Annotated in this window: 19 protein-coding genes; 15 read left to right on the top strand and 4 right to left on the bottom strand. The window is 40.0% G+C overall.

Annotation, left to right across the window (positions count from 1 at the left end; all coding sequences use genetic code 11):
• The 10 genes from lspA (at nt 1) to H5058_RS13055 (ending at nt 9,527) form a co-directional block, all read left to right on the top strand.
• Nucleotides 1-501: a signal peptidase II gene (gene lspA / locus H5058_RS13100; protein ID WP_058372872.1), complete on the top strand. Its 501-nt coding sequence runs from the start codon at nt 1-3 to the stop codon at nt 499-501.
• Nucleotides 498-938, top strand: coding sequence for an FKBP-type peptidyl-prolyl cis-trans isomerase (fkpB, locus tag H5058_RS13095; RefSeq protein ID WP_011327610.1), 441 nt, complete (start codon nt 498-500; stop codon nt 936-938). The genes lspA and fkpB overlap by 4 nt, the downstream gene beginning before the upstream one ends.
• The gene (gene ispH / locus H5058_RS13090) at nt 938-1,867 is read left to right on the top strand and encodes a 4-hydroxy-3-methylbut-2-enyl diphosphate reductase (protein ID WP_182678540.1); all 930 of its coding nucleotides are present in this window, start codon (nt 938-940) and stop codon (nt 1,865-1,867) included. Before fkpB ends, ispH begins: the two co-directional genes overlap by 1 nt.
• A gap of 47 nt (nt 1,868-1,914) precedes the next feature.
• The gene (locus tag H5058_RS13085; RefSeq protein ID WP_179807243.1) at nt 1,915-2,949 is read left to right on the top strand and encodes a sensor histidine kinase; all 1,035 of its coding nucleotides are present in this window, start codon (nt 1,915-1,917) and stop codon (nt 2,947-2,949) included.
• Nucleotides 2,946-3,647 carry a LytTR family DNA-binding domain-containing protein gene (locus H5058_RS13080; protein ID WP_182678537.1) on the top strand — a complete coding sequence of 234 codons (702 nt, stop codon included), beginning with the start codon at nt 2,946-2,948 and terminating at the stop codon, nt 3,645-3,647. The genes H5058_RS13085 and H5058_RS13080 overlap by 4 nt, the downstream gene beginning before the upstream one ends.
• A 142-nt stretch (nt 3,648-3,789) precedes the next feature.
• The gene (pilV, locus tag H5058_RS13075; RefSeq protein ID WP_011327614.1) at nt 3,790-4,350 is read left to right on the top strand and encodes a type IV pilus modification protein PilV; all 561 of its coding nucleotides are present in this window, start codon (nt 3,790-3,792) and stop codon (nt 4,348-4,350) included.
• Nucleotide 4,351: 1 nt separating this feature from the next.
• Entirely contained in the window at nt 4,352-5,347 is a 996-nt protein-coding gene (locus tag H5058_RS13070; RefSeq protein WP_182678535.1) for a PilW family protein, read from the top strand.
• Nucleotides 5,335-5,838 (top strand): pilus assembly protein PilX, encoded by a 504-nt coding sequence (locus H5058_RS13065; protein ID WP_086993274.1) that lies wholly within the window; start codon nt 5,335-5,337, stop codon nt 5,836-5,838. Before H5058_RS13070 ends, H5058_RS13065 begins: the two co-directional genes overlap by 13 nt.
• Nucleotide 5,839: 1 nt before the next feature.
• Entirely contained in the window at nt 5,840-9,091 is a 3,252-nt protein-coding gene (locus H5058_RS13060) for a pilus assembly protein (RefSeq protein WP_182678533.1), read from the top strand.
• A 10-nt stretch (nt 9,092-9,101) separates the two neighbouring features.
• The gene (locus tag H5058_RS13055; RefSeq protein ID WP_182678531.1) at nt 9,102-9,527 is read left to right on the top strand and encodes a type IV pilin protein; all 426 of its coding nucleotides are present in this window, start codon (nt 9,102-9,104) and stop codon (nt 9,525-9,527) included.
• Nucleotides 9,528-9,533: 6 nt separating this feature from the next.
• Here the strand turns inward: H5058_RS13055 and H5058_RS13050 are convergent, their stop codons facing one another.
• Complete coding sequence (locus tag H5058_RS13050; protein ID WP_179807237.1) at nt 9,534-10,070, bottom strand: GspH/FimT family pseudopilin; 537 nt, start codon at nt 10,068-10,070, stop codon at nt 9,534-9,536.
• A 75-nt stretch (nt 10,071-10,145) separates the two neighbouring features.
• A complete protein-coding gene (locus H5058_RS13045; protein WP_182678530.1) occupies nt 10,146-10,697 on the bottom strand; it encodes a GspH/FimT family pseudopilin in 552 nt (183 codons plus the stop codon).
• A gap of 160 nt (nt 10,698-10,857) precedes the next feature.
• Between H5058_RS13045 and glnB the strand changes: the two genes are divergently transcribed.
• Entirely contained in the window at nt 10,858-11,196 is a 339-nt protein-coding gene (gene glnB / locus H5058_RS13040) for a nitrogen regulatory protein P-II (RefSeq protein WP_011327621.1), read from the top strand.
• A gap of 64 nt (nt 11,197-11,260) precedes the next feature.
• On the opposite strand, the gene H5058_RS13035 is transcribed toward glnB, so the two are convergent.
• The gene (locus tag H5058_RS13035) at nt 11,261-12,025 is read right to left on the bottom strand and encodes an outer membrane protein assembly factor BamD (RefSeq protein ID WP_182678528.1); all 765 of its coding nucleotides are present in this window, start codon (nt 12,023-12,025) and stop codon (nt 11,261-11,263) included.
• A gap of 141 nt (nt 12,026-12,166) precedes the next feature.
• Here H5058_RS13035 and rluD point away from each other — a divergent pair, with 141 nt between their 5' ends.
• The 3 genes from rluD to clpB all read left to right on the top strand — a co-directional run bounded on the left by rluD (nt 12,167) and on the right by clpB (nt 16,552).
• Nucleotides 12,167-13,144: a 23S rRNA pseudouridine(1911/1915/1917) synthase RluD gene (gene rluD / locus H5058_RS13030; protein WP_011327623.1), complete on the top strand. Its 978-nt coding sequence runs from the start codon at nt 12,167-12,169 to the stop codon at nt 13,142-13,144.
• Nucleotides 13,144-13,878, top strand: a complete 735-nt coding sequence (pgeF, locus tag H5058_RS13025) for a peptidoglycan editing factor PgeF (protein WP_182678526.1) — start codon at nt 13,144-13,146, stop codon at nt 13,876-13,878. Before rluD ends, pgeF begins: the two co-directional genes overlap by 1 nt.
• Before the next feature lie 97 nt (nt 13,879-13,975).
• Entirely contained in the window at nt 13,976-16,552 is a 2,577-nt protein-coding gene (gene clpB / locus H5058_RS13020; RefSeq protein ID WP_182678524.1) for an ATP-dependent chaperone ClpB, read from the top strand.
• A gap of 61 nt (nt 16,553-16,613) precedes the next feature.
• Here clpB and H5058_RS13015 read toward each other — a convergent pair whose 3' ends face one another.
• On the bottom strand, nt 16,614-18,161 hold the full coding sequence (locus tag H5058_RS13015) for a methyl-accepting chemotaxis protein (RefSeq protein WP_089367932.1): 1,548 nt from the start codon (nt 18,159-18,161) through the stop codon (nt 16,614-16,616).
• Nucleotides 18,162-18,588: 427 nt separating this feature from the next.
• Between H5058_RS13015 and gshA the strand changes: the two genes are divergently transcribed.
• Complete coding sequence (gene gshA, locus H5058_RS13010; protein ID WP_011327627.1) at nt 18,589-20,166, top strand: glutamate--cysteine ligase; 1,578 nt, start codon at nt 18,589-18,591, stop codon at nt 20,164-20,166.
• Nucleotides 20,167-20,209 lie beyond the last annotated feature (43 nt).

Genomic DNA, 20,209 nt, shown 5'->3' with positions numbered 1-20,209 from the left:
GTGAGCAAACTAGCCCAAAAAAGTGGTTTAGTGTGGCTATGGTTAAGTCTACTGCTGTTAGTAGTAGACTTTGCTAGTAAAACACTTGTTGTAAGTAGTATGGCTTATCAAGAGTCGATTAATTTACTGCCTGTTTTTAGTATTACTTATGTACATAACTACGGTGCAGCTTATAGTTTTTTAAGTGATGCGGGTGGTTGGCAACGTTGGTTTTTAAGTGCTATTGCAATTGCTATTAGTGGATTGCTTGTGTGGTGGTTAAAGCGCCTGCCAGCAACTAATAAAGTATTATGCGCTGCCTATTCATTGGTACTTGCCGGTGCAATTGGTAACTTATACGACCGTATTGCATACGGTTATGTAATTGACTTTATACACGTATTTTATGAAAACTCACATTTTCCGGTATTTAATGTTGCAGATTGCGCTATTTGCATTGGTGCAGCATTATTATTATTTGACGCCTTTACAGGCGAAAGTCCGAAGGAGCATAAAGCATGAGCCAAGCTGTAATTGGTGAAAACTCACAGGTTATTTTTCATTTTTCTATTAAGTTAGAAGATGGCTCTGCTGCCGACTCAACCAAAGTGCATAACAAGCCTGCTAAATTAACTATGGGCGATGGTAGCTTAACAGCTAACTTTGAAAAGTGCTTATTAGGCTTAAACGCAGGTGAGAGCAAAACCTTTGAGCTAGAACCAGAAGATGCATTTGGTCAGCCAAATCCAGATAATATTTACTACGTTGATCGCAGTAAATTTGGCCCAGAAACCCCAGCTAAAGTAGGTGCTATAATAGCGTTTACTCAGCCTGACGGTACCGAACTTCCGGGGTTAGTGCGCGAAGTGCAAGGCGAGTCGGTAACGATTGATTTTAATCACCCGCTAGCGGGTCAGCGTTTAACCTTTGAAGTAGATATTATTGAGGTGCAAGGTTAATGGAAATATTACTAGCCAACCCACGAGGCTTTTGCGCCGGGGTTGATCGCGCCATTAGTATTGTTGAGCGCGCTTTAGATATTTTTGAAAAGCCAATTTACGTACGCCACGAAGTGGTGCATAACCGCTATGTGGTTGACGGCTTAAAAAGCCGCGGTGCGGTATTTGTCGAAGAGCTTGATCAGATACCTGACGACAGCATAGTTATATTTAGTGCGCATGGCGTATCGCAAGCGGTACGCACCGAAGCAAAGCGTCGTGACTTAAAAATATTTGATGCAACCTGCCCACTGGTTACTAAAGTACATATGGAAGTAACCCGTGCGAGCCGCAAAGGCATAGAGTGTATTTTAATTGGCCACCAAGGACACCCAGAAGTTGAGGGCACCATGGGGCAGTATGGCAATGACGACGGCGGTATTTACCTGGTAGAAACCGTAGAAGACGTAGCTAAGTTGAATGTAAAAAATGCTGACAACTTATTTTACTGCAGTCAAACAACGCTCTCGGTAGATGATACTGCTGATGTAATTGATGCGCTGCGCGCTAAGTTTCCTGCTATTGATGGGCCGCGTAAAGATGACATTTGTTATGCAACGCAAAATCGTCAAGACGCCGTTCGCGACTTAGCCGACAAAGTAGACGTGTTGTTAGTAGTTGGCGCTAAAAACAGCTCTAACTCAAATCGTTTGCGTGAACTTGCCGATAAAATGGGCACTAAAGCTTATTTAATTGACGATGCCACAAACGTGCAAGAGTCATGGTTTACTGGTATTAATGCTGTTGGGGTAACCGCAGGAGCATCAGCACCTGAAGTGTTAGTGCAACAGGTTATAACCCGCTTAAAAGAACTTGGTGGCAATCAAGTTACTGAAAATCCTGGCGAAGAAGAGAACATTGTATTTGCTGTTCCTATTGAGCTGCGCTAATCTGAATTAAATATATATTTAATTAATTAGCTTAAAAGGGAGCCGTTATGAGCAAATCGCCACAAGTGGATGGGTTGCTTTTTTCGGCTCTTTTTAATGAGCGAGGCGTACTTGCCTCATTAGTTGTATCGCAAGTTGTTGCTATTGTTCTGGCTTTTGCACCCAATGTAGAAGATGATATTTGGCTTCGCCTTGGAATAATAAGCTTATTTTTACACTTAATAGTGTTAGTCAGTACCTCTTCTTTATACTTCTGTAGATTTTTTTTACAAAAACGTACTCAAACTTTTCAGTTAAGTTTGTTTTTTGTCTTTTTTTTATTATCTACATGCATTTTTAGTATTTTATTCTCTCATTTTGCTTTTGATATAGATGATACAAATAGCCTAATTTATTTCATACTTCGTAATTGTATTATAGTGGCTTTACTGACTGCTTTATTCGTCCAGTTTTTATTAATTTATTTTGAAAAAGAGCAGCAAACTAAAGCGCTTGCCCGCGCAGAGCTTGATGCATTACAAGCACGTATTCGCCCACACTTTTTATATAACAGTTTAAATACCGCTGCAGAGCTTACCCATCATGATGCAACCGCAGCTGAGCAGGCTATTTTAGCCTTAGCTGCCTTATCGCAAGCGGCAATGCGCTCTGGGCAAAGTGTGCCATTAGAGGACGAAATAACCCTTAGCAAGCAATATGTTGCACTAGAAGCATGGCGTTTTGGTAACCGCTTAAAGCTCGATTGGCAAATACCCAATGAGCTTCCCGCGCTTAATATTCCCTGTTTAACTTTGCAGCCTTTAATTGAAAATGCCGTGTGCCATGGCGTAGAGCCTAGCGAAACAGGCGCTGTCATTAAAGTTGAGCTGCATGTTACAAGTGGCTATTTAACTATTATAGTCACTAACCCAATAGCCGTGGCAACCACTAATACTCGGCCAAGTAACGGCATGGCGCTGGAAAATATTCGCCAACGACTTAATATTTATTACAAGGGTAAAGCGCAGCTCACTATTGCTAATAAAAATGGCGTATTTAGAGTAAAAGTAGTGATCCCTAAACATATTGAGAGTCAATTATGAATGTAATTATTGTTGATGATGAACCCTTAGCTAGAGCGCGTTTAGTACGTTTATTGGCGGCTCAAAATATAGTTGTACAAAATGAAGCGAGCAATGGCACAGAAGCACTTGCGTTAAGTAAAGTAAACCAGCCTGACTTAGTGTTTTTAGATGTTGATATGCCGGGTATTAATGGCCTGGAGGTAGCAAGTGAGCTTAACAAACTTGCAGTTCCACCCGCCATTGTATTTATTACCGCCCACCCTGAGCACGCGCTAGACGCATTGCAATTAAATGCGGCGGGTTATTTGGTAAAGCCTGTATCGGCGCAATCATTACAAAAAGTAGTTGAACAACTTGGGCGCTTAAATAAAGTACATATACAAAAACAACAAACAACAAAAATTACGTATCAGCTCGCGGGCACATTAAAAAGTATAGAAATGGAGTGTATTTATTATTTTGCTGCTGAAGAAAAATATACAAAAATGGTATTTAAAGGGGGCAGTGCGCTTATAGAGCAAAGTTTAAAACAATTAGAAACCCTTTATCCCACACATGTTTTAAGAGTACACCGCAATACGTTAGTAAATAAAAATAAGGTGGTTGCTCTGCACTCATTAAGTAGCGGTAGCCATGCTATTGAACTACAAAATTGCCAAGAGCTGTTAGCGGTTAGTCGCCGCGAGCTAAAAACAGTTAAATCTACCTTGTGTTAACTCATTTACTATAAAGCTATTTTGGCAAAAACAGTGTTTATTAACCGTTTATCAACAAAATCAACCGTTAGTCTTAGTAGTTCTTGAATCTATATTTTATTTGCATACACTTATAATTAGATAATATTTATTTGGTTTTATTATGCATTTACACTCAATTAAGCGACGCAAAGGCTTCACATTAATAGAAGTACTTATTGCTTTTATCATCCTCAGCTTTGGTTTGTTAGGCGCCGTTGCACTGCAAGCAAAAGCCAAACAAGCCAGTTTTGACTCTATGCAGCGCGCCGCCGCTGTGGCTTTAGGTAACGACATTATTCAGCGCATTCGAGCCAACGACAGTCCTCAGTTAGCTACTCATTATAAACAAACATTAACCAGTGAAACGCCAATAGCGTCGTCAACTACGTGTTTTTCCGGTTCATGCACTGCGGCGCAAATAGCGTTACTCGATATTGAACAGTGGAAACGCGCCATTCGTGCTCGTGAAAATACCGGCTCATTAGATGATGCGACTGTGTGTATAAACCCGGCAGGAGTGGCCGGCACTGGCGGTAAAGCATTTAATTTAGAGGTAGTAATCTCCTGGCAAGGTCGTCAAGAGTTTAAAGCAAGTGATGCAACAGGAGATGTTAGCTGTGGTACTGCAGATAAAAAACGTCGATTAGTGGTATTAACTAGCTATATTTATGTGAGGAGCTAGCATGAAACAAACAGGTTTTACGCTCATAGAAGTAATGATTTCGCTATTTATAGGTGGGTTAGTACTCGGTGGCGTTATGTTTACTTATATTGGTATGAAGGTAACTACTAAAGACACTATGACCATAGGCGAGCTTCAAGAGTCAGGGCGCTTAGCAATTAATATAATGCAGCGCGATATTGAGCAAATTGGTTTTTGGGGAACCTATTATGAAGACTCATTTACAGCTGGAAACACATCAACTTTACCAGCTCCAACAAACGATTGTTTTGAAGGCTTAAATAACGGCAGCTTTCCAGATTTAGCCAGCAGCAGTAATTTTAGAACTATATATGCTAAAACGGCTGATGGTACAAAAGAACTGAATTGCATTAATAACCCGATAAAAAAAACCGATATTCTTCAGCTTAAATTTTTGCAAGGAAATCAGCTTACGGTAGAGGCAGGGACTAATGAAACACAAATAAATCAAAATTACTTTATTGCCGAACAAGAGCAAGCACAATTTGTACGCGGAGTTGTTGATCAAAGTACATTAAATACAAATGCGACAGTATGGCCTTATAGCCATCATACTTATTATATTACTGAGCAAACATATACAGTAAATAATCAAAGCTTGACTGTACCAGCGTTAATGAGAGAGCGTTTAGTAGCGGACGAGGTAAGAGCAGAGACTATTATGGAAGGGGTTGAAAACATACGTTTTGTATTTGGTTTAGACACTACCAATGATAGCCGAGTAGATACTTACCGCAGCATTAACGACATGACTTCCACAGATTGGGAAAATCGAAAAGGCATTTTAACCGTACAATTATTTTTATTGATTAGAGCATTGCAACCCGATCCTGGAGTTAAAATTAAAAATCAAAAATATATACTGGGTGAAGATAGCGATAAACGAGAGCTAACATTTACCGATAATTACAGACGTACGGTATTTACTACCACTATTCGTTTAAATAATGTGGGGGCTAACTTATGGCGCATTTAAAAAATATACCGAATAAACAGCGGGGTGTAGTGCTTATTACAGCATTGATAATGGTAATAGCTGTAACAGGCATCGCTGTAACATTAATGAGTAGTAGCACTATAGATATTAAAATCACCAATGCAGCTCAAGAGCGTGAAGTTGCTGAAAATGAGTTGATTGGCGAAGTGCAGCGGATGATTTCGGGCGAAGCAAATAAGGGGGCAGGCAATCAGTTTTTTTTAACCCCAGACGAAGTAACCAGCATTGCATCAGGTGATGAGAGTGGCATGGTAATCGCTAAGCACAATGACATGCAAAGTAAAATGATTAACTTAAATAAAGGGGCACTCAATTTAGAATGCCCACGCCGATTTAATTTTACCGCAGGAGTATCCTGCAATATGGTGCAAGTAGCTACCACTATAGAATATGGTTCAAAAAGTAAGCATCAACTAACCATAGTTACTGGTGTAGCCCAAGAAATGGCTAGCACAGGTAAGGGGATTTAAAATGAAGTTTAAATTAAATGCAGTGTTAGCCTCATTGGTGGGGTTGGCCATAAGTATGTCGGTTATTGCTGAAGATATAGAGCTTTATGTAAATTATAATGTTGAGACAAAAGAAAAACCCCGGGTCATGATGATTTTTGATACTTCTGGAAGTATGGCTTGGGATGTTACCGATGGAGAGCAATGTTATCAATGGGATGGAGGTTCAACAAGTTCCCCTCGGTTTTATCAAAGTACATGTTTTGAGAGCTCAGGCTCTCGCGATACAAAAGATTGCTTCAAAAAAGCTAACTCAGGCACCAAGCGAGGTCGATTTTATAATGGGCCAACAACAAATGGGTACGATTACAGTTACAGTAACAATTACTATGACAATACATGTAATGATAGTCGGCTAAACGTTGCACAAAATGCGATTAAACAATTAGTTAATGATAATGATGATATTGATTTTGGCTTAATGCGCTTTAATGGAAGTGACGGTGGTTATGTTTTAGCAAGAGTGGGGGCCGATAAAGTAATTTTATTGAATAAAATAGATGAGTTGCCAGCAAATGGTGCAACGCCTTTGACTGAAACATTATGGGAAGCTTATTTATACATAACAGGACAAAAAGTATATTACGGTACTAATACAAACGAACGTGACAAAACAGCCGAATCTTCTGGGTATTATAAATCGCCTTTTATCCCAGTTACCGGTGAGCCACTTAGATGTGATAACAGTATTAATATTATCTTAATGACTGATGGAGACCCAAGTAATGACTCCAACAGAAATGATGATATTTACGATCTTCATCGCGACTATTTTTCTGAAAACCCACCTGTTGTTAGTAATAGTTATTTAGCAGCCCTAGCTAAAATAATTCATGGTACTGATGATGTGGAAGTCGATTTATATAAAAACACTAAGAATGTACTTGATATAGGCCGTGTATTTCCTATTGGCTTTGGTACAGGTATGAGTAATTCGGGTAAAAATTTACTTACTGAAACTGCTGATTATGGCGGTGGTCAATATTTGCATGCAAATACTGCTGCGCAGTTGTCTGATGCACTTAAAAATACAATTTCGCGCATTCGAGAAGTGAACGACAGCTTTTCATCGCCTTCTGTAGCGAGTAACAACGTAGATCAAACCCGTAGCCGCGATGCGATTTACTTTGCGATGTTTTATCCCGAAACCGGTGCGCGCTGGCGTGGTAATTTAAAAAAGTTGAAAGTTTCGGGTGATCAAATAGTTGATTCAAAGGCTAAGGGAGCGCTGGATGATAATGGCTTAATTAGCAAAGATGCAAAAACGTTCTGGCTGCCAAGTAATCAGCCTGCAGATGGTAACGCAGTAGCGCAGGGTGGGGTTAATTTACATTTAACTACTTTAGACACCCAAAGCCGTAACCTATATACCGAGAACCAAGGAGCGCTTGTTAAATTTAGCCCTACAGTGGTAAGTGATATTCTTAATACGACTCCAGATAATACACTTAGCTTAGCAAGTGATGATATAAAATGGGCGATGGGGGTTGATGTTGATGATGAGGACAGAGACGGCTCAAAGCAAGACCAACGACAAGATATTTTTGGCGATCCGCTGCACTCTAAACCTGTAGCAATTGATTACGGTAATGATGACGTTCGTTTGCTTATTGGCACCAATGCTGGCTTTTTACATATGTTTAAAGACGCAGGAAATACAGTGAGTGAGAGTTGGGCGTTTATTCCCTCTGCGCTATACAAGATTATTAAACCACTGCGTGAAAACCAGGCTGAAACTAAAGTTTATGGCATGGATGGAGCAATCAGTGTTTATTTTAGTAATAAAAGTTTAAACGGTGAAGGATTAAATGACGGCATTATAGATGCAAGCAAAGGCGATGAAGTATGGGCTTTTGCAGGAATGCGCCGTGGTGGTAAAAACTACTATGCACTAGATATTACAGCACCAAATGCTCCGAAAAAACTCTGGGATAAACCAATTGAAGGCGGGAAAGGTGACTTTACTGAACTTGCTCAAAGTTGGTCTAAACCACAAATAGCCTACATAAAAGCATTTGGCGATAAGCCTCTGCTGGTATTTGGTGCTGGTTACGATACAAATAAAGATGCTGCTATTCGTAGTGAGGATAAGACTGGCCGCGGTATTTATATTGTTGAAGCTAAAACAGGTAAAAAAGTTTGGGCATTAACACCCGGTGAAAATGGCTTTACAGGCAAGCACAGTATTGCAGCGGATGTAACCGTGCTTGATTCTGACTACGATGGTTATATAGATCGTATTTATGCGTCAGATACAGGTGGTAATATTTGGCGGATTGATATGCCGGGCAGTGATATTAGTGAGTTCAGCCATTTTAAGTTAGCTGAGCTAGGTAGTACACGTGCTACCCAAGATAGGCGCTTTTTTTACAAGCCATTAGTTGCGCGCACTATGTTTAGTAAAGTAACTCAAACCACCGAAAAAGGGGAAGTAGTTACCACGCGCTTAGATACGCCTTACGATGCCATAGTTATAGGTAGTGGTAATCGCTCTAAACCGACTGATACTAATGAGCAAGATCAGTTATTTATGATTCGAGATGAAAATACAGTGACTAAGTCATTTAAAACAGGGGCACCAGCAACAATCAAGGCATCTGATTTAATGCTGATGAATAGCGACCCATTTGGTAATTTATTAGACGATGTAGATGGGTTTATAGAACTAGAGGCTGATTTAGCTAAAGTTAAAGGTTGGCGGTATGAATTAGCAACCGGTGAAAAATCACTTGCCGCAGCTACAGTTGTGGGTGGAGTGGCTTATTTTACCTCGTTTACTCCGGCTTCAGATACAGCAACAGTAAATCAGTGTTCACTTAGTGGTGGCGGTGGCTCACTGTATGCGTTTCATTTACATTACGGCACTAAGGTGTACGATGAGCTGAAGTTTGCTACTAGTTACGATGTACCCGATACCCCGCAACTGTACTTTGGTGAAGGACCGTCGTGTGCTGATGGCAATGGTGATGGTAAATGTGACGATAACCCGACCGTTGATGTAAAACAGGAAAGCCAGTTTTATTTAATTGGCCCGGGTATAAAAGGGAAAGATGCTCAAAACCCAATGAGACCAGTGGATGTTATTGGGCCGGGGTTAAAAGTAGTAGACGGAAAAATACAGCTGGTAAGTAGCGAAGCTGTCGGTTTTGGTTTTAAAACCCAGCAAACTTACATTTATAAGCGCGAAGAAAACGACGAAATCAAATCTAATTAAGGGTGTTTAAATGAATAAAAAGCAACATGGATTTACCTTAATTGAGCTGATGATAGCGGTTGCTATCGTCGGTATACTCGCTGCAATTGCGCTGCCTAATTATACAGAGTATGTGAAGCGTGCTTCGCGTGCAGAGGCAGTTGCTGCATTATTAGATGCAGCTAATAAGCAAGAGCAGTACTTTGTAGATAACAGAGAATATACAGAATTAGCGAGTGATTTAGGGATTCAAAGTAAAACAGAGAATGGGCATTTCGAATTAGCGATTAAAGTAGTTGATAAAAGTACTTTTACAATCACAGCAAAACCTATTGCAGGGCCGGTAAAAGGAGATGGTGATTGCACTGCACTATCTATAACTGATATAGGTACTAAAGGTGCGCAAGGGGCAAAAACAAGCGAAGGAAAGGATATTGACTATTGTTGGGGAAGATAATTAGAGTTACCTTTCCTGGCATTTATCAGTCGATTTAATACGTATTCTGCCAGTTTGACTTACAGATAAAGCCAATCCTTCGAGATTGGCTTTATCGCTATTAGGGCAATATATAAAAGTCCCATTTTGAAAACCGTTTAATGAGCCATCGGGCCTAAAAGTAAGTGCCTCTCGGGGGTACTCTAAGCTATCAAACTCATGGGTGTGTTCAAAGGTGCTTAGCATTAGCTCATCGTTATTAAGAGAAGTAGATTTATCGTTATCGATAAATAACGATATTTGCTCCTCCCAATCACCTTTTTGACATTCATTGTTTTTTAACGCGCATAAAGTAACGTATGTACCGTTTTCTATGGCGTAAAGGCGAGCATAGTTAATATTTCGGTGTAATAAGTTTACTTGATTATCAGCACGGTTTAGCGCTAAAAAATCAGGAAAAAACCACATAGAAAGCTGGCTAATAATAGCCACAATAGCAATTGTTACCATTAGCTCAAGTAAGGTTATACCATTATGCTTAGTTGAATATGTTATTAACTTCATCCCTGAAGCCTTAAATGGAGAGGTGATTATTTTAGTTTAGTAAATAATCAAAAAATAACAATATGGAGCTTGTTTTTAACTGCACTTAAGGTTGGTGTCTCCAACGTAAAAGGCAGTGCCCGATTGAGATACAGTTAATGCTTTATTATTCTCGTTATCGCTATTAGGGCAATATATAAAATCCCCAGGGCTTGTGGTAATGCGGCCACTGGTGTTAAAGCGAAGGCTGTTAACTTTACCGCTATATTCCACTTTATCATTTTTAGGTACGGCCTGCATTACGCGCAATAGGCTATCATTATCTTTTTTGTAGTCGCCATCACGATCAGCATCGACAAATAAAATAATACTACTCGTAGCTCCCCATTGGCTTTGACAAGTTAAAGTTGGTTGACTGCTTGCAACATTAGCACTAGAAGCAGGACATACAACCACTATTTCATCGGTGCTTGCCGCTTGCGCGCGTGCATAACTAATATTACGTTTTAGCTCTAATAAAAAGTTCTCGGCGCGGTTTTCCTCTAGCATGTCGCTACTGTTCCACAATGCAATGGTGGCAATAATGCCTACAATAGCCACAGTCACCATCAGCTCTAGTAAAGTGAATCCGTATTGTATTTTTTTCATATTGATCCCGTAGGTTACTTATTGTTTTAGTATAGCTATTTTTATTAGCATAATCATAGCATGGCAGATTGTTTTATCAGCGTAATACAGTCACTTTGTTTGCTATGAGCCTTGTGATTGTCTAAAATCGAGGCAACTGTAGCTTTAAAAAGTAATTAATATGAAAAAAATAGAAGCAATCATTAAACCTTTTAAGCTTGATGATGTGCGTGAAGCCCTATCAGAAGTAGGCATTACAGGTATGACAGTAACTGAAGTTAAAGGGTTTGGGCGTCAAAAAGGCCATACCGAGTTGTATCGTGGTGCGGAATACATGGTTGATTTTTTACCTAAAGTTAAATTAGATATTGTACTGGGCGATGATGATGTTGACCGTGCAATTGAGGTAATAATTAAAACGGCACAAACAGGAAAAATTGGTGATGGTAAAATATTTGTCACTGAGGTTGAGCGTGTTGTGCGTATTCGTACCGCTGAGGAAGATGAAGAAGCTATTTAAGCTTTATTACAACAAGTACGCTAAAAAGGCGCTTACTCAAGTTAGTAAGCGCCTTTTTAATTAATTATTTATTTCTGCTGTTAAAAATTCGTGTTTGTTTAGCGTCTTCGCTAAGCTCACTTAAGCCTAGCTTATCGTAGCTTTTTTCCATCATTTCAAGTGCAGAGTTTAAGTAGCTGCTTTGAGAGTAATGTTCTACTACAAACTTACCGCGGTTAGCAGCTGCTAAGTAGGCTTCACGTTCATAATAGTAATTGGCCACTTTTAGCTCATACCTTGCCATACGGTTTAACAACCACACTAAACGACGTTTTGCCTCTGGGGCGTAGTCACTTTGTGGGAAACGCTTAACCAAGGTTGATAAATCGGTAAAGGCCACACGTGTACGGTTAGCATCGCGGTCAGCTCTATCAACACCAAAATATTCTTGGAATGCGTTTTTATCGGCTTTAATGTTAACTAATCCACGCATGTAATACATGTAGTCTAAATCTTTATGATTTGGGTTTAAGCGAATAAAACGGTCGATTGTTGCTAGTGCTTGCTCGGTATTACCCGATTGGTAATGCGCATAGACTAAATCCATTTGTACTTGTTTAGAAAATGGGCCAAACGGGTAGCGAGAGTCAATAGCACTTAAAAGTTCAATTGCGCGTGCATATAAACCAGAATCTAAAGTTTGCTTGGCATCTTCATACAAAGCGTGAGCCGATTTATTAGGTACACGTTGAATGTCTTCTTGGTCAGGAGCCGACGAACAAGCACCTAAACTAAGCACTGAAACTGAAAAAACAATGGCGAATGCACGTTTCCCTATTTTATTTATCATTTTATTTGTTACCTTCGTTGTCTACGGCTAGGCCAAGTCGGTAAAACCGAGTAAACTATGCGTATTATATTATGCTTTTATTAAAAGCGATTCTAACCCAGTCGAGCAAAGCTTGCACTGGTAAATTGGGTAAAATTACTAATGTCAGAGCAAATTTCTCTTCAAGCCGACGTTCCAACCGATTTAGGTGGTAAACGTCTAGACCAAGTATTAGCACAATTGTTCCCTGATTATTCACGATCAAGGATAAAAACGTGGATTTTGGATGATAAAATCACCGTTGATGGCGAAATATTCAACACACCGCGCACTAAACTGCTTGGTGGTGAAGTACTTAATGTTGAAACAACCATTGAAGCACCTCGTGAATACATAGCGCAAGATATCAAATTAGACATTGTTTATGAAGATGATGATATTTTGGTAATTAATAAACCTATGGGCTTGGTAGTTCATCCTGGTGCAGGTAATCCAGATGGCACAGTGCTAAATGCATTGCTACATTACCACCCAGAAATTATTAATGTACCTCGCGCGGGTATTGTGCACCGATTAGATAAAGACACTACAGGCCTTATGGTGGTAGCTAAAACTATTCCGGCACAAACGCATTTAGTAACCGCACTGCAAAAACGTGAAAATTTCACGCGTGAATACGAAGCGCTTTGCAATGGCACAATGACCGCTGGTGGTATGGTTGAAAAGCCTATTGGCCGCCATGCAACGCAACGTACGCATATGGATGTACATGAACAGGGTAAGCCAGCGATTACGCATTACCGTGTTGCTGAAAAGTTTCGTGCTCATACACGTTTACGTTTACGCCTTGAAACCGGTCGTACTCACCAAATACGTGTGCATATGGCTTATTTAAATCATCCGCTTATTGGCGATCAGTCTTATGGCGGCCGTCCGCGTCCACCTAAAGGGGCAACGCCTGAGTTATTTGAATTGCTGCGTAGTTTTAAACGCCAAGCATTACATGCGGTTAAATTAAGTATTGCGCACCCAATTACGGGTGAAATGATGACATGGCAAGCACCTATTCCAGATGACATGGTTGCTATGACACTGGCACTGCGTGAAGACACAAAAGCTAATCCTGACATAGATAGATAATGCAGCTTTTATCAGCAGCATGGCAAGTCCCTATAACAGGTGTGAGTACATTAAGTACCACACGTGTAGGCGGTGTTTCAGAAGCGCCGTTTAAGAGTTTAAATTTAGGGCTGCATGTTGGTGATAATAAACAACAGGTATTAAAAAATCGTGCTTTGTTGGATAAGCATTTGCCAAATAGTGCTGTATGGATAGATCAAGTTCATAGTGGCGATGTACTCATTGTTGATGGGCAGTTTAAATTTAACGCTCACCATCAAGGAGATGCACTATATACACAACTCGTTGCTCAGCCTTTGGCAATAATGACCGCCGATTGCTTGCCCATTTTACTTGCCAGTAACGATGGAAAAGAAGTAGCTGCCATACATGCTGGTTGGCGTGGATTAGAGCAAGGTGTAATTAAAAATACGCTAAACTGCTTTAATGCCAAAAAAAGTGAAATAAGTGCCTGGTTAGGTCCCGCAATAGGGGCTGATAAATTTGAGGTAGGTAGCGAGGTGTTTGCATTGTTTAATGCCCAAAACCCTTTGTTTGCCAAAGCGTTTAAAGCGTGTGCAAACCAAAAGTACCTTGCCGATATTTATCACCTTGCACGTATTCAATTGCGTCAATTAGGGATTATAAATATTACCGGTGGTGAGCACTGTACGGTTTCTCAAACTGAACAGTTTTTTTCGTACCGACGCGACGGCCAAACCGGACGCATGGCAAGTTTGATCTGGCGCAACTAATTTATCAATATAATGATTATATTTACTGCAACACCTTGAACAACCCCCCTAACATACCCATTATTTAAGCAATGAGTTTTATTAATAGGTAACCCCAATGCGTTTAGATAGATTTACCAGTAAATTTCAGTCTGCGCTTTCTGATGCGCAATCTTTAGCCCTTGGCCGCGATCATCAATTTATTGAGCCGGTACACTTAATGTATGCTTTGTTAAAGCAAAGCGGCTCAAGCGTGCGCGCGTTATTAGCACAAGCAGGTGTTAGTGCTGACGAGCTTAATACTAAGCTTTCCCAAGAAATAGAAAAACTATTTAAAGTGGAAGGCGTAGGCGGCGATGTGCAGCTATCGAACAACACTATATCCTTGATCAACTTATGCGATAAGTATGCGCAAAAGCGTAAAGATAAATATATTTCTAGCGAACTGTTTGTATTAGCTGCTTGCGACGATAAAGGCCCGCTGGGTAATATTTTTAAAACCTTAAATATCACCTCCGACAAAATAGAAACGGCCATTAATGCAGTGCGTGGTGGGCAAAAGGTTGATGATCCAAATGCCGAAGAAACACGCCAAGCACTTGAAAAATACACCATAGATTTAACCGAACGTGCAGAGCAAGGTAAGCTTGATCCGGTTATTGGTCGAGATGATGAAATTCGCCGAACAATTCAAGTTTTACAACGCCGAACTAAAAACAACCCAGTATTAATAGGTGAACCCGGTGTAGGTAAAACCGCGATTGCCGAAGGTTTAGCACAGCGTATTATTAATGGTGAAGTACCAGAGGGATTAAAAAACAAGCGGGTACTTTCGCTTGATTTAGGCGCGCTGGTGGCCGGTGCTAAATACCGCGGCGAATTTGAAGAGCGATTAAAATCAGTATTAAATGAACTGGCTAAAGAAGAAGGCCAAGTGATTTTATTTATTGATGAAATACACACAATTGTAGGCGCAGGTAAAAGTGATGGCGCAATGGATGCAGGCAATATGCTAAAACCGGCACTTGCCCGTGGCGAATTACATTGCGTAGGTGCCACCACTCTTGATGAATATCGTAAATACATTGAAAAAGACGCCGCCCTTGAGCGTCGCTTTCAAAAGGTATTGGTAGAGGAGCCTTCGGTTGAGGATACTATTGCTATATTACGTGGCCTAAAAGAGCGCTACGAGCTGCATCACTCTGTTGAAATTACCGATCCTGCTATCGTTGCTGCTGCGCAATTATCGCATCGTTATATTAGTGACCGTCAATTACCCGATAAAGCGATTGATCTTATAGATGAAGCGGGCTCTTCTATTCGTCTACAAATAGATTCAAAACCAGAGTCGTTAGATAAGTTAGAGCGCCGTATTATTCAATTAAAACTTGAAGATAACGCACTCGCCAAAGAAAAAGACGAAGCAAGTTTAAAACGCCGTACTGAAATGCAAGAGCTGATCACCGAGCTTGAAGGAGAGTACAATGAGCTTGATGAGATATGGACTGCCGAAAAAGCATCTTTACAAGGTACTCAAGTTATTAAAGCTGAGCTAGAACAAGCACGACTTGATTTAGATGTAGCTCGAAGAGCCAGCGATTTACAGCGTATGTCGGAGCTACAATATGGCCGCATACCAGAGCTTGAGCGTAAACTTGATTTAGCATCGCAAGCAGAAATGCAAGAAATGACCTTGCTAAAAAACCAAGTGGGCGAAGATGAAATAGCCGAAATACTCTCTCGTTGGACCGGTATTCCAGTATCGCGGATGCTACAAGGTGAGCGAGAAAAACTATTGCAGATGGAAGAAAAGCTACATGAAAAAGTAATCGGACAAGATGAAGCCGTTGTAGCGGTAGCTAATGCTATTCGCCGCTCACGTGCAGGGCTTGCCGATCCTAATCGCCCGATTGGCTCGTTTTTGTTTTTAGGCCCAACCGGGGTCGGTAAAACAGAATTAACCAAAGCACTCGCCGGCTATATGTTCGACACCGAAAGTGCCATGGTGCGTATTGATATGTCTGAGTTTATGGAAAAACATTCAGTAGCACGTTTAGTTGGTGCGCCTCCTGGGTATGTTGGCTACGAAGAGGGCGGGTATTTAACCGAAGCCGTGCGTCGTAAACCTTACTCAGTTATTTTATTGGACGAAATAGAAAAAGCACACCCAGATGTGTTTAATATTTTGCTACAGGTTTTAGATGATGGACGTTTAACCGACGGTCAAGGACGCACGGTTGATTTTAAAAATACCGTTATCATCATGACCTCAAACTTAGGCTCAGATATAATTCAAGAGCAAGCGGGCAATAACGATTACGTTACTTTGAAAGAAAAAGTGATGAATGTTTTAATCAATGAGTTTAGACCTGAGTTTATTAACCGTATTGATGAAACCGTTGTTTTCCACCCACTGGCTAACGAGCACATTAAAGAGATTGCTGATATTCAGTTAAGTAAATTACGTGAGCGTTTAACGCAAATGGGTTATTTACTCGAGATAAGCGACGCTGCTTTAGATCGTATTGCCGCAAGTGGTTTTGATCCGGTTTATGGTGCGCGTCCGTTAAAACGAGCTATTCAACAAACGATTGAAAATCCATTAGCGCAAAAATTACTCAATGGTGATTATATGCCAGGTAGTGTTGTTGTAATTGATGCAAATGACGACGGTTTAGTGTTTTCAAGCCGTTAAGCGTTATAAAGTAAAAACGAAAAAGCCGCTAACATAGCGGCTTTTTTATTTGTGCTGACAATTAAATTTTAAAAGTAAGCAGTAAGTCGTTGATCTTTCTTGAGCCTTCAACTAACTCAGCAGCGCCCCTGGCAACATTAAAACTTAAGTTTAAATTATCATCACCTAGGTTTTTAATCTGCTCTACATTAGTACCTATGTCGTGGCTCACTACTTGTTGCTCTTCTGCAGCAGCCGAAATACCAGTAGCGAGTTGCGCTATTTCGCTAATTTGAGTGAAAATGCTATCAAGCTCTTGCTGTGTTTGCGTTGTAGTATTTACACAACTGTCGGCTTGTTGCTTCGTGTTTTGCATTATTTTTGACCAGCTAAACAAGGTGTCTTGAATTTCCTTTATTGAGCTGTGAATTTGCGCAGTGGCATTTTGTGTTCTTGATGAAAGCGCTCTTACTTCATCGGCAACTACAGCAAAACCACGGCCATGCTCACCTGCTCTTGCAGCTTCTATGGCAGCATTTAGCGCAAGTAAGTTAGTTTGCTCGGCAATACCTTCAATTTCACTCATTACTTGGCCAATTTTATCGGCTTCTGACGCTAGGCTGTTAGCGGTTGTTGCTGCTTGCTCTACCTGAACGGCTAAATCAGAAACCATGGCATTATTATCGGCAATGTGTACTTTTATATCGGAGCAACTTTGATAAGTAACACTTACTTTATCGGCAGTGGTGCAGGTGTTACTTGATATTTCACCTATAGTCGAACTCATTTGCGCCATTGCAGATGCTATTTGCTCAAGCTGCGAGCCTTGCGATGAAATACCTTGCTCTGTAAGCGTTGACTGTTGATCTAAATTTAAAGCAATATCATTAAAGCTTAAGGTAGAGTCTTTCATACGCCCCAGTACAGTGCGTAATTTAGCGCTTAGCATTTGCTCTCTGTAATCACTAATACTGTGAGGGTGTCGGCCACTATAAATATAACGAGATATAGAATCGGCTTGTTGTTTTTGCTGCTTTAATATTCTTGGTGTTGTTATTAGCTCATCATAGTTTAAAGCAAGTATAACTAAGCAAACCACTAAGCTAATTAGTGCAATAGCAAATGAAGCCCATACAGCAGTTGCAACTAACCAACATAATAAAGCAAATACACTTAAGCTTTGTCTTAAACTTGTGCGTTCGCGCCAATTAAAGAATGACTTTTTAGCATTTACTTTACTGTAAAATAGTTCTGCACGGCGTTTTAACTGTGGGCTTAATTTGGTTCTTACAGATTGATAACCAATTAACTGGCTGTGCTCAAAAATAGGAGTTACAAATGCATCAACCCAGTAATAGCGGCCATCTTTACAACGGTTTTTAACTGCGCCGCGCCAAGAGTGGCCTTGCTTTAATGTTTCCCACATTTCTTTAAATGCAGCTTTTGGCATGTCGGGGTGGCGCACTATATTATGGTTCTTACCCATAAGTTCTGCTATATCATACCCGGCTATAGTACAAAATGCTTGATTAGCGTAAGTGATTACTCCGCGCAAATCAGTTGTTGATACCAGTTCTTGTTGTTCTTCGAAGGCCACTTCTTCATTTATTAAGCTTTGATTACGACGCATATTATTCTTTAATCATCCTTTGTAATACTTACTATTATACTTGCTTATATAAAGCGGTAGTAGGGTAATCCCATTATGAAGGTCACTCAGTTTATTTATTGCCTGTATTTATGATCTAAATCAAGATTAAAGTTATATAAGCTATATATAACATACCAGTATGGGACTAATACGGCTAATAGTTAGCTAATTATTTACTTTAGTACGGTTAGTTTTTGTTTTGATAAGATAAATAATAGTGCAAAGCAATTGTATATTTTGTATAGCAATGGCAAGATTATCGTTTATGGCGTTAAATAAAGCGTGTTTAAAGCAAAGCAGATACAATAGAACTATAAATAGTATTTTTTCTTAGTATTTATCTTGAGTATAGGTAATTAGACCCCATAACCTTATGATTAAGCCACTTGGCTCGAGGAAGTATTTTTTGGCAACACATGATCTAACAAACGCGCTTGACGCTCTTTCAGTAACGCAGCATAAACATGCAATTAACGGAATAAAACGTGGTATTGAGCGTGAGTCACTAAGAATTAAAAGTGATGGCGTTATCTCTGCACAAAAACACCCAGAAGGGGTGGGCAGTGCGCTTACCAATGGCCAAATTACGACCGATTTTTCAGAGTCGTTACTTGAATTTATTACCCCAGTTAGTGAATCGTCCACACAAACGCTGCAGCAATTAAAAGACTTACAAAAGTTTACCCTAGAAAAAATGGGTGACGAATTACTTTGGCCTATTAGTATGCCGTGCTTTATTGAACATCAAGACGACATAGTTATTGCGCAATTTGGCAGTTCAAATGTAGGGCAAATGAAAACGCTTTACCGTGAAGGGTTAAAAAACCGTTACGGCAGTATGATGCAAGCTATTGCTGGTGTGCATTTTAATATTTCGTTTCCAGATTCATTGTGGCAGTCATTACATACGCTAAAAAATAGCGACCTTAGTTTAGAGGATTTTATATCTGATGGTTACTTAGCGCTTATTCGTAATTTTAAACGTGAATTATGGCTGATCAGTTATTTATTTGGTGCATCACCTGCGTTATGTAGTTCGTTTTTACAGGGTAGAAAAACCGATTTACCATTTAAAAAGCTAGGTAAAGGCACCCTGTATTTAGAAGTAGGCACTGCGCTGCGCTTAGGTAACTTAGGTTACACCAATAGCGCACAATCATCACTGCGTGTAATGTATAACTCGTTAGATGAATATGTAGCTGGTTTGAAAAAATCAATTAACACACCTTCAGATATTTACGGCAACCTTGACGATTACACCAGCGAAAATCCAAAACAGTTAAATAAGAATATTCTGCAAATAGAAAACGAATTTTATTCGCCAATTCGCCCTAAACGTAATGCTAAAAACGGTGAAACACCAACAGATGCACTACTTAGAGCCGGTATTGAATATGTCGAAATTCGCGCATTAGATGTTAATCCATTTAGTGAAGTGGGCATAGATATAGAGCAGTTCCACTTTTTAGATGTGTTTTTAACGTATTGTTTATTAAAAAGCTCACCGGCAATGGATTGGGAAGAGCAAACACGCAGCACAGAAAATCTTGATACAGTAGTAAATAAAGGGCGAGAAAAAGGCCTTGAACTTAATTACTTTAATCAACCACGTACCCTTCAATCGTGGGGTGAAGATATATTTTCGCAATTAAGTGAAGTGGCAAAATACATGGATACTGCCTACGGCGTTAGTTATTATTCAAGTACTATTGAGCGCATGGCAACTTGGATTAATAACCCAGGACTTACATATTCTGGGCGTTATGTAGCTGAGTTAGAAGCTTCAGGGCTAGATAACGGCCATTATGCGCTAGCAATTGCTGAAAAGTATAAGCAAAGCCATCAAGCTGCAGACTATCAAGTGTTTTCAAAGCAATGGTTAGAGGAGCAAGTTACACGCTCTAACGACGCTCAGCGTGCTATTGAGCAAAGTGACTCAGTATCATTTACCGCATTTTTAAATGCTTATTTTGATCCTAAATAAATAGTTAGTTTTAAGCAAAAAAAACGCAGCTCAAGGTAGCTGC

It is taken from the genome of Pseudoalteromonas sp. SR45-4 (assembly GCF_014163535.1).
GTDB classification, from domain to species: domain Bacteria; phylum Pseudomonadota; class Gammaproteobacteria; order Enterobacterales; family Alteromonadaceae; genus Pseudoalteromonas; species Pseudoalteromonas nigrifaciens.
Note: the sequence above shows the minus strand (reverse complement) of the source record. Positions and strands in the feature narration are given on the sequence as shown.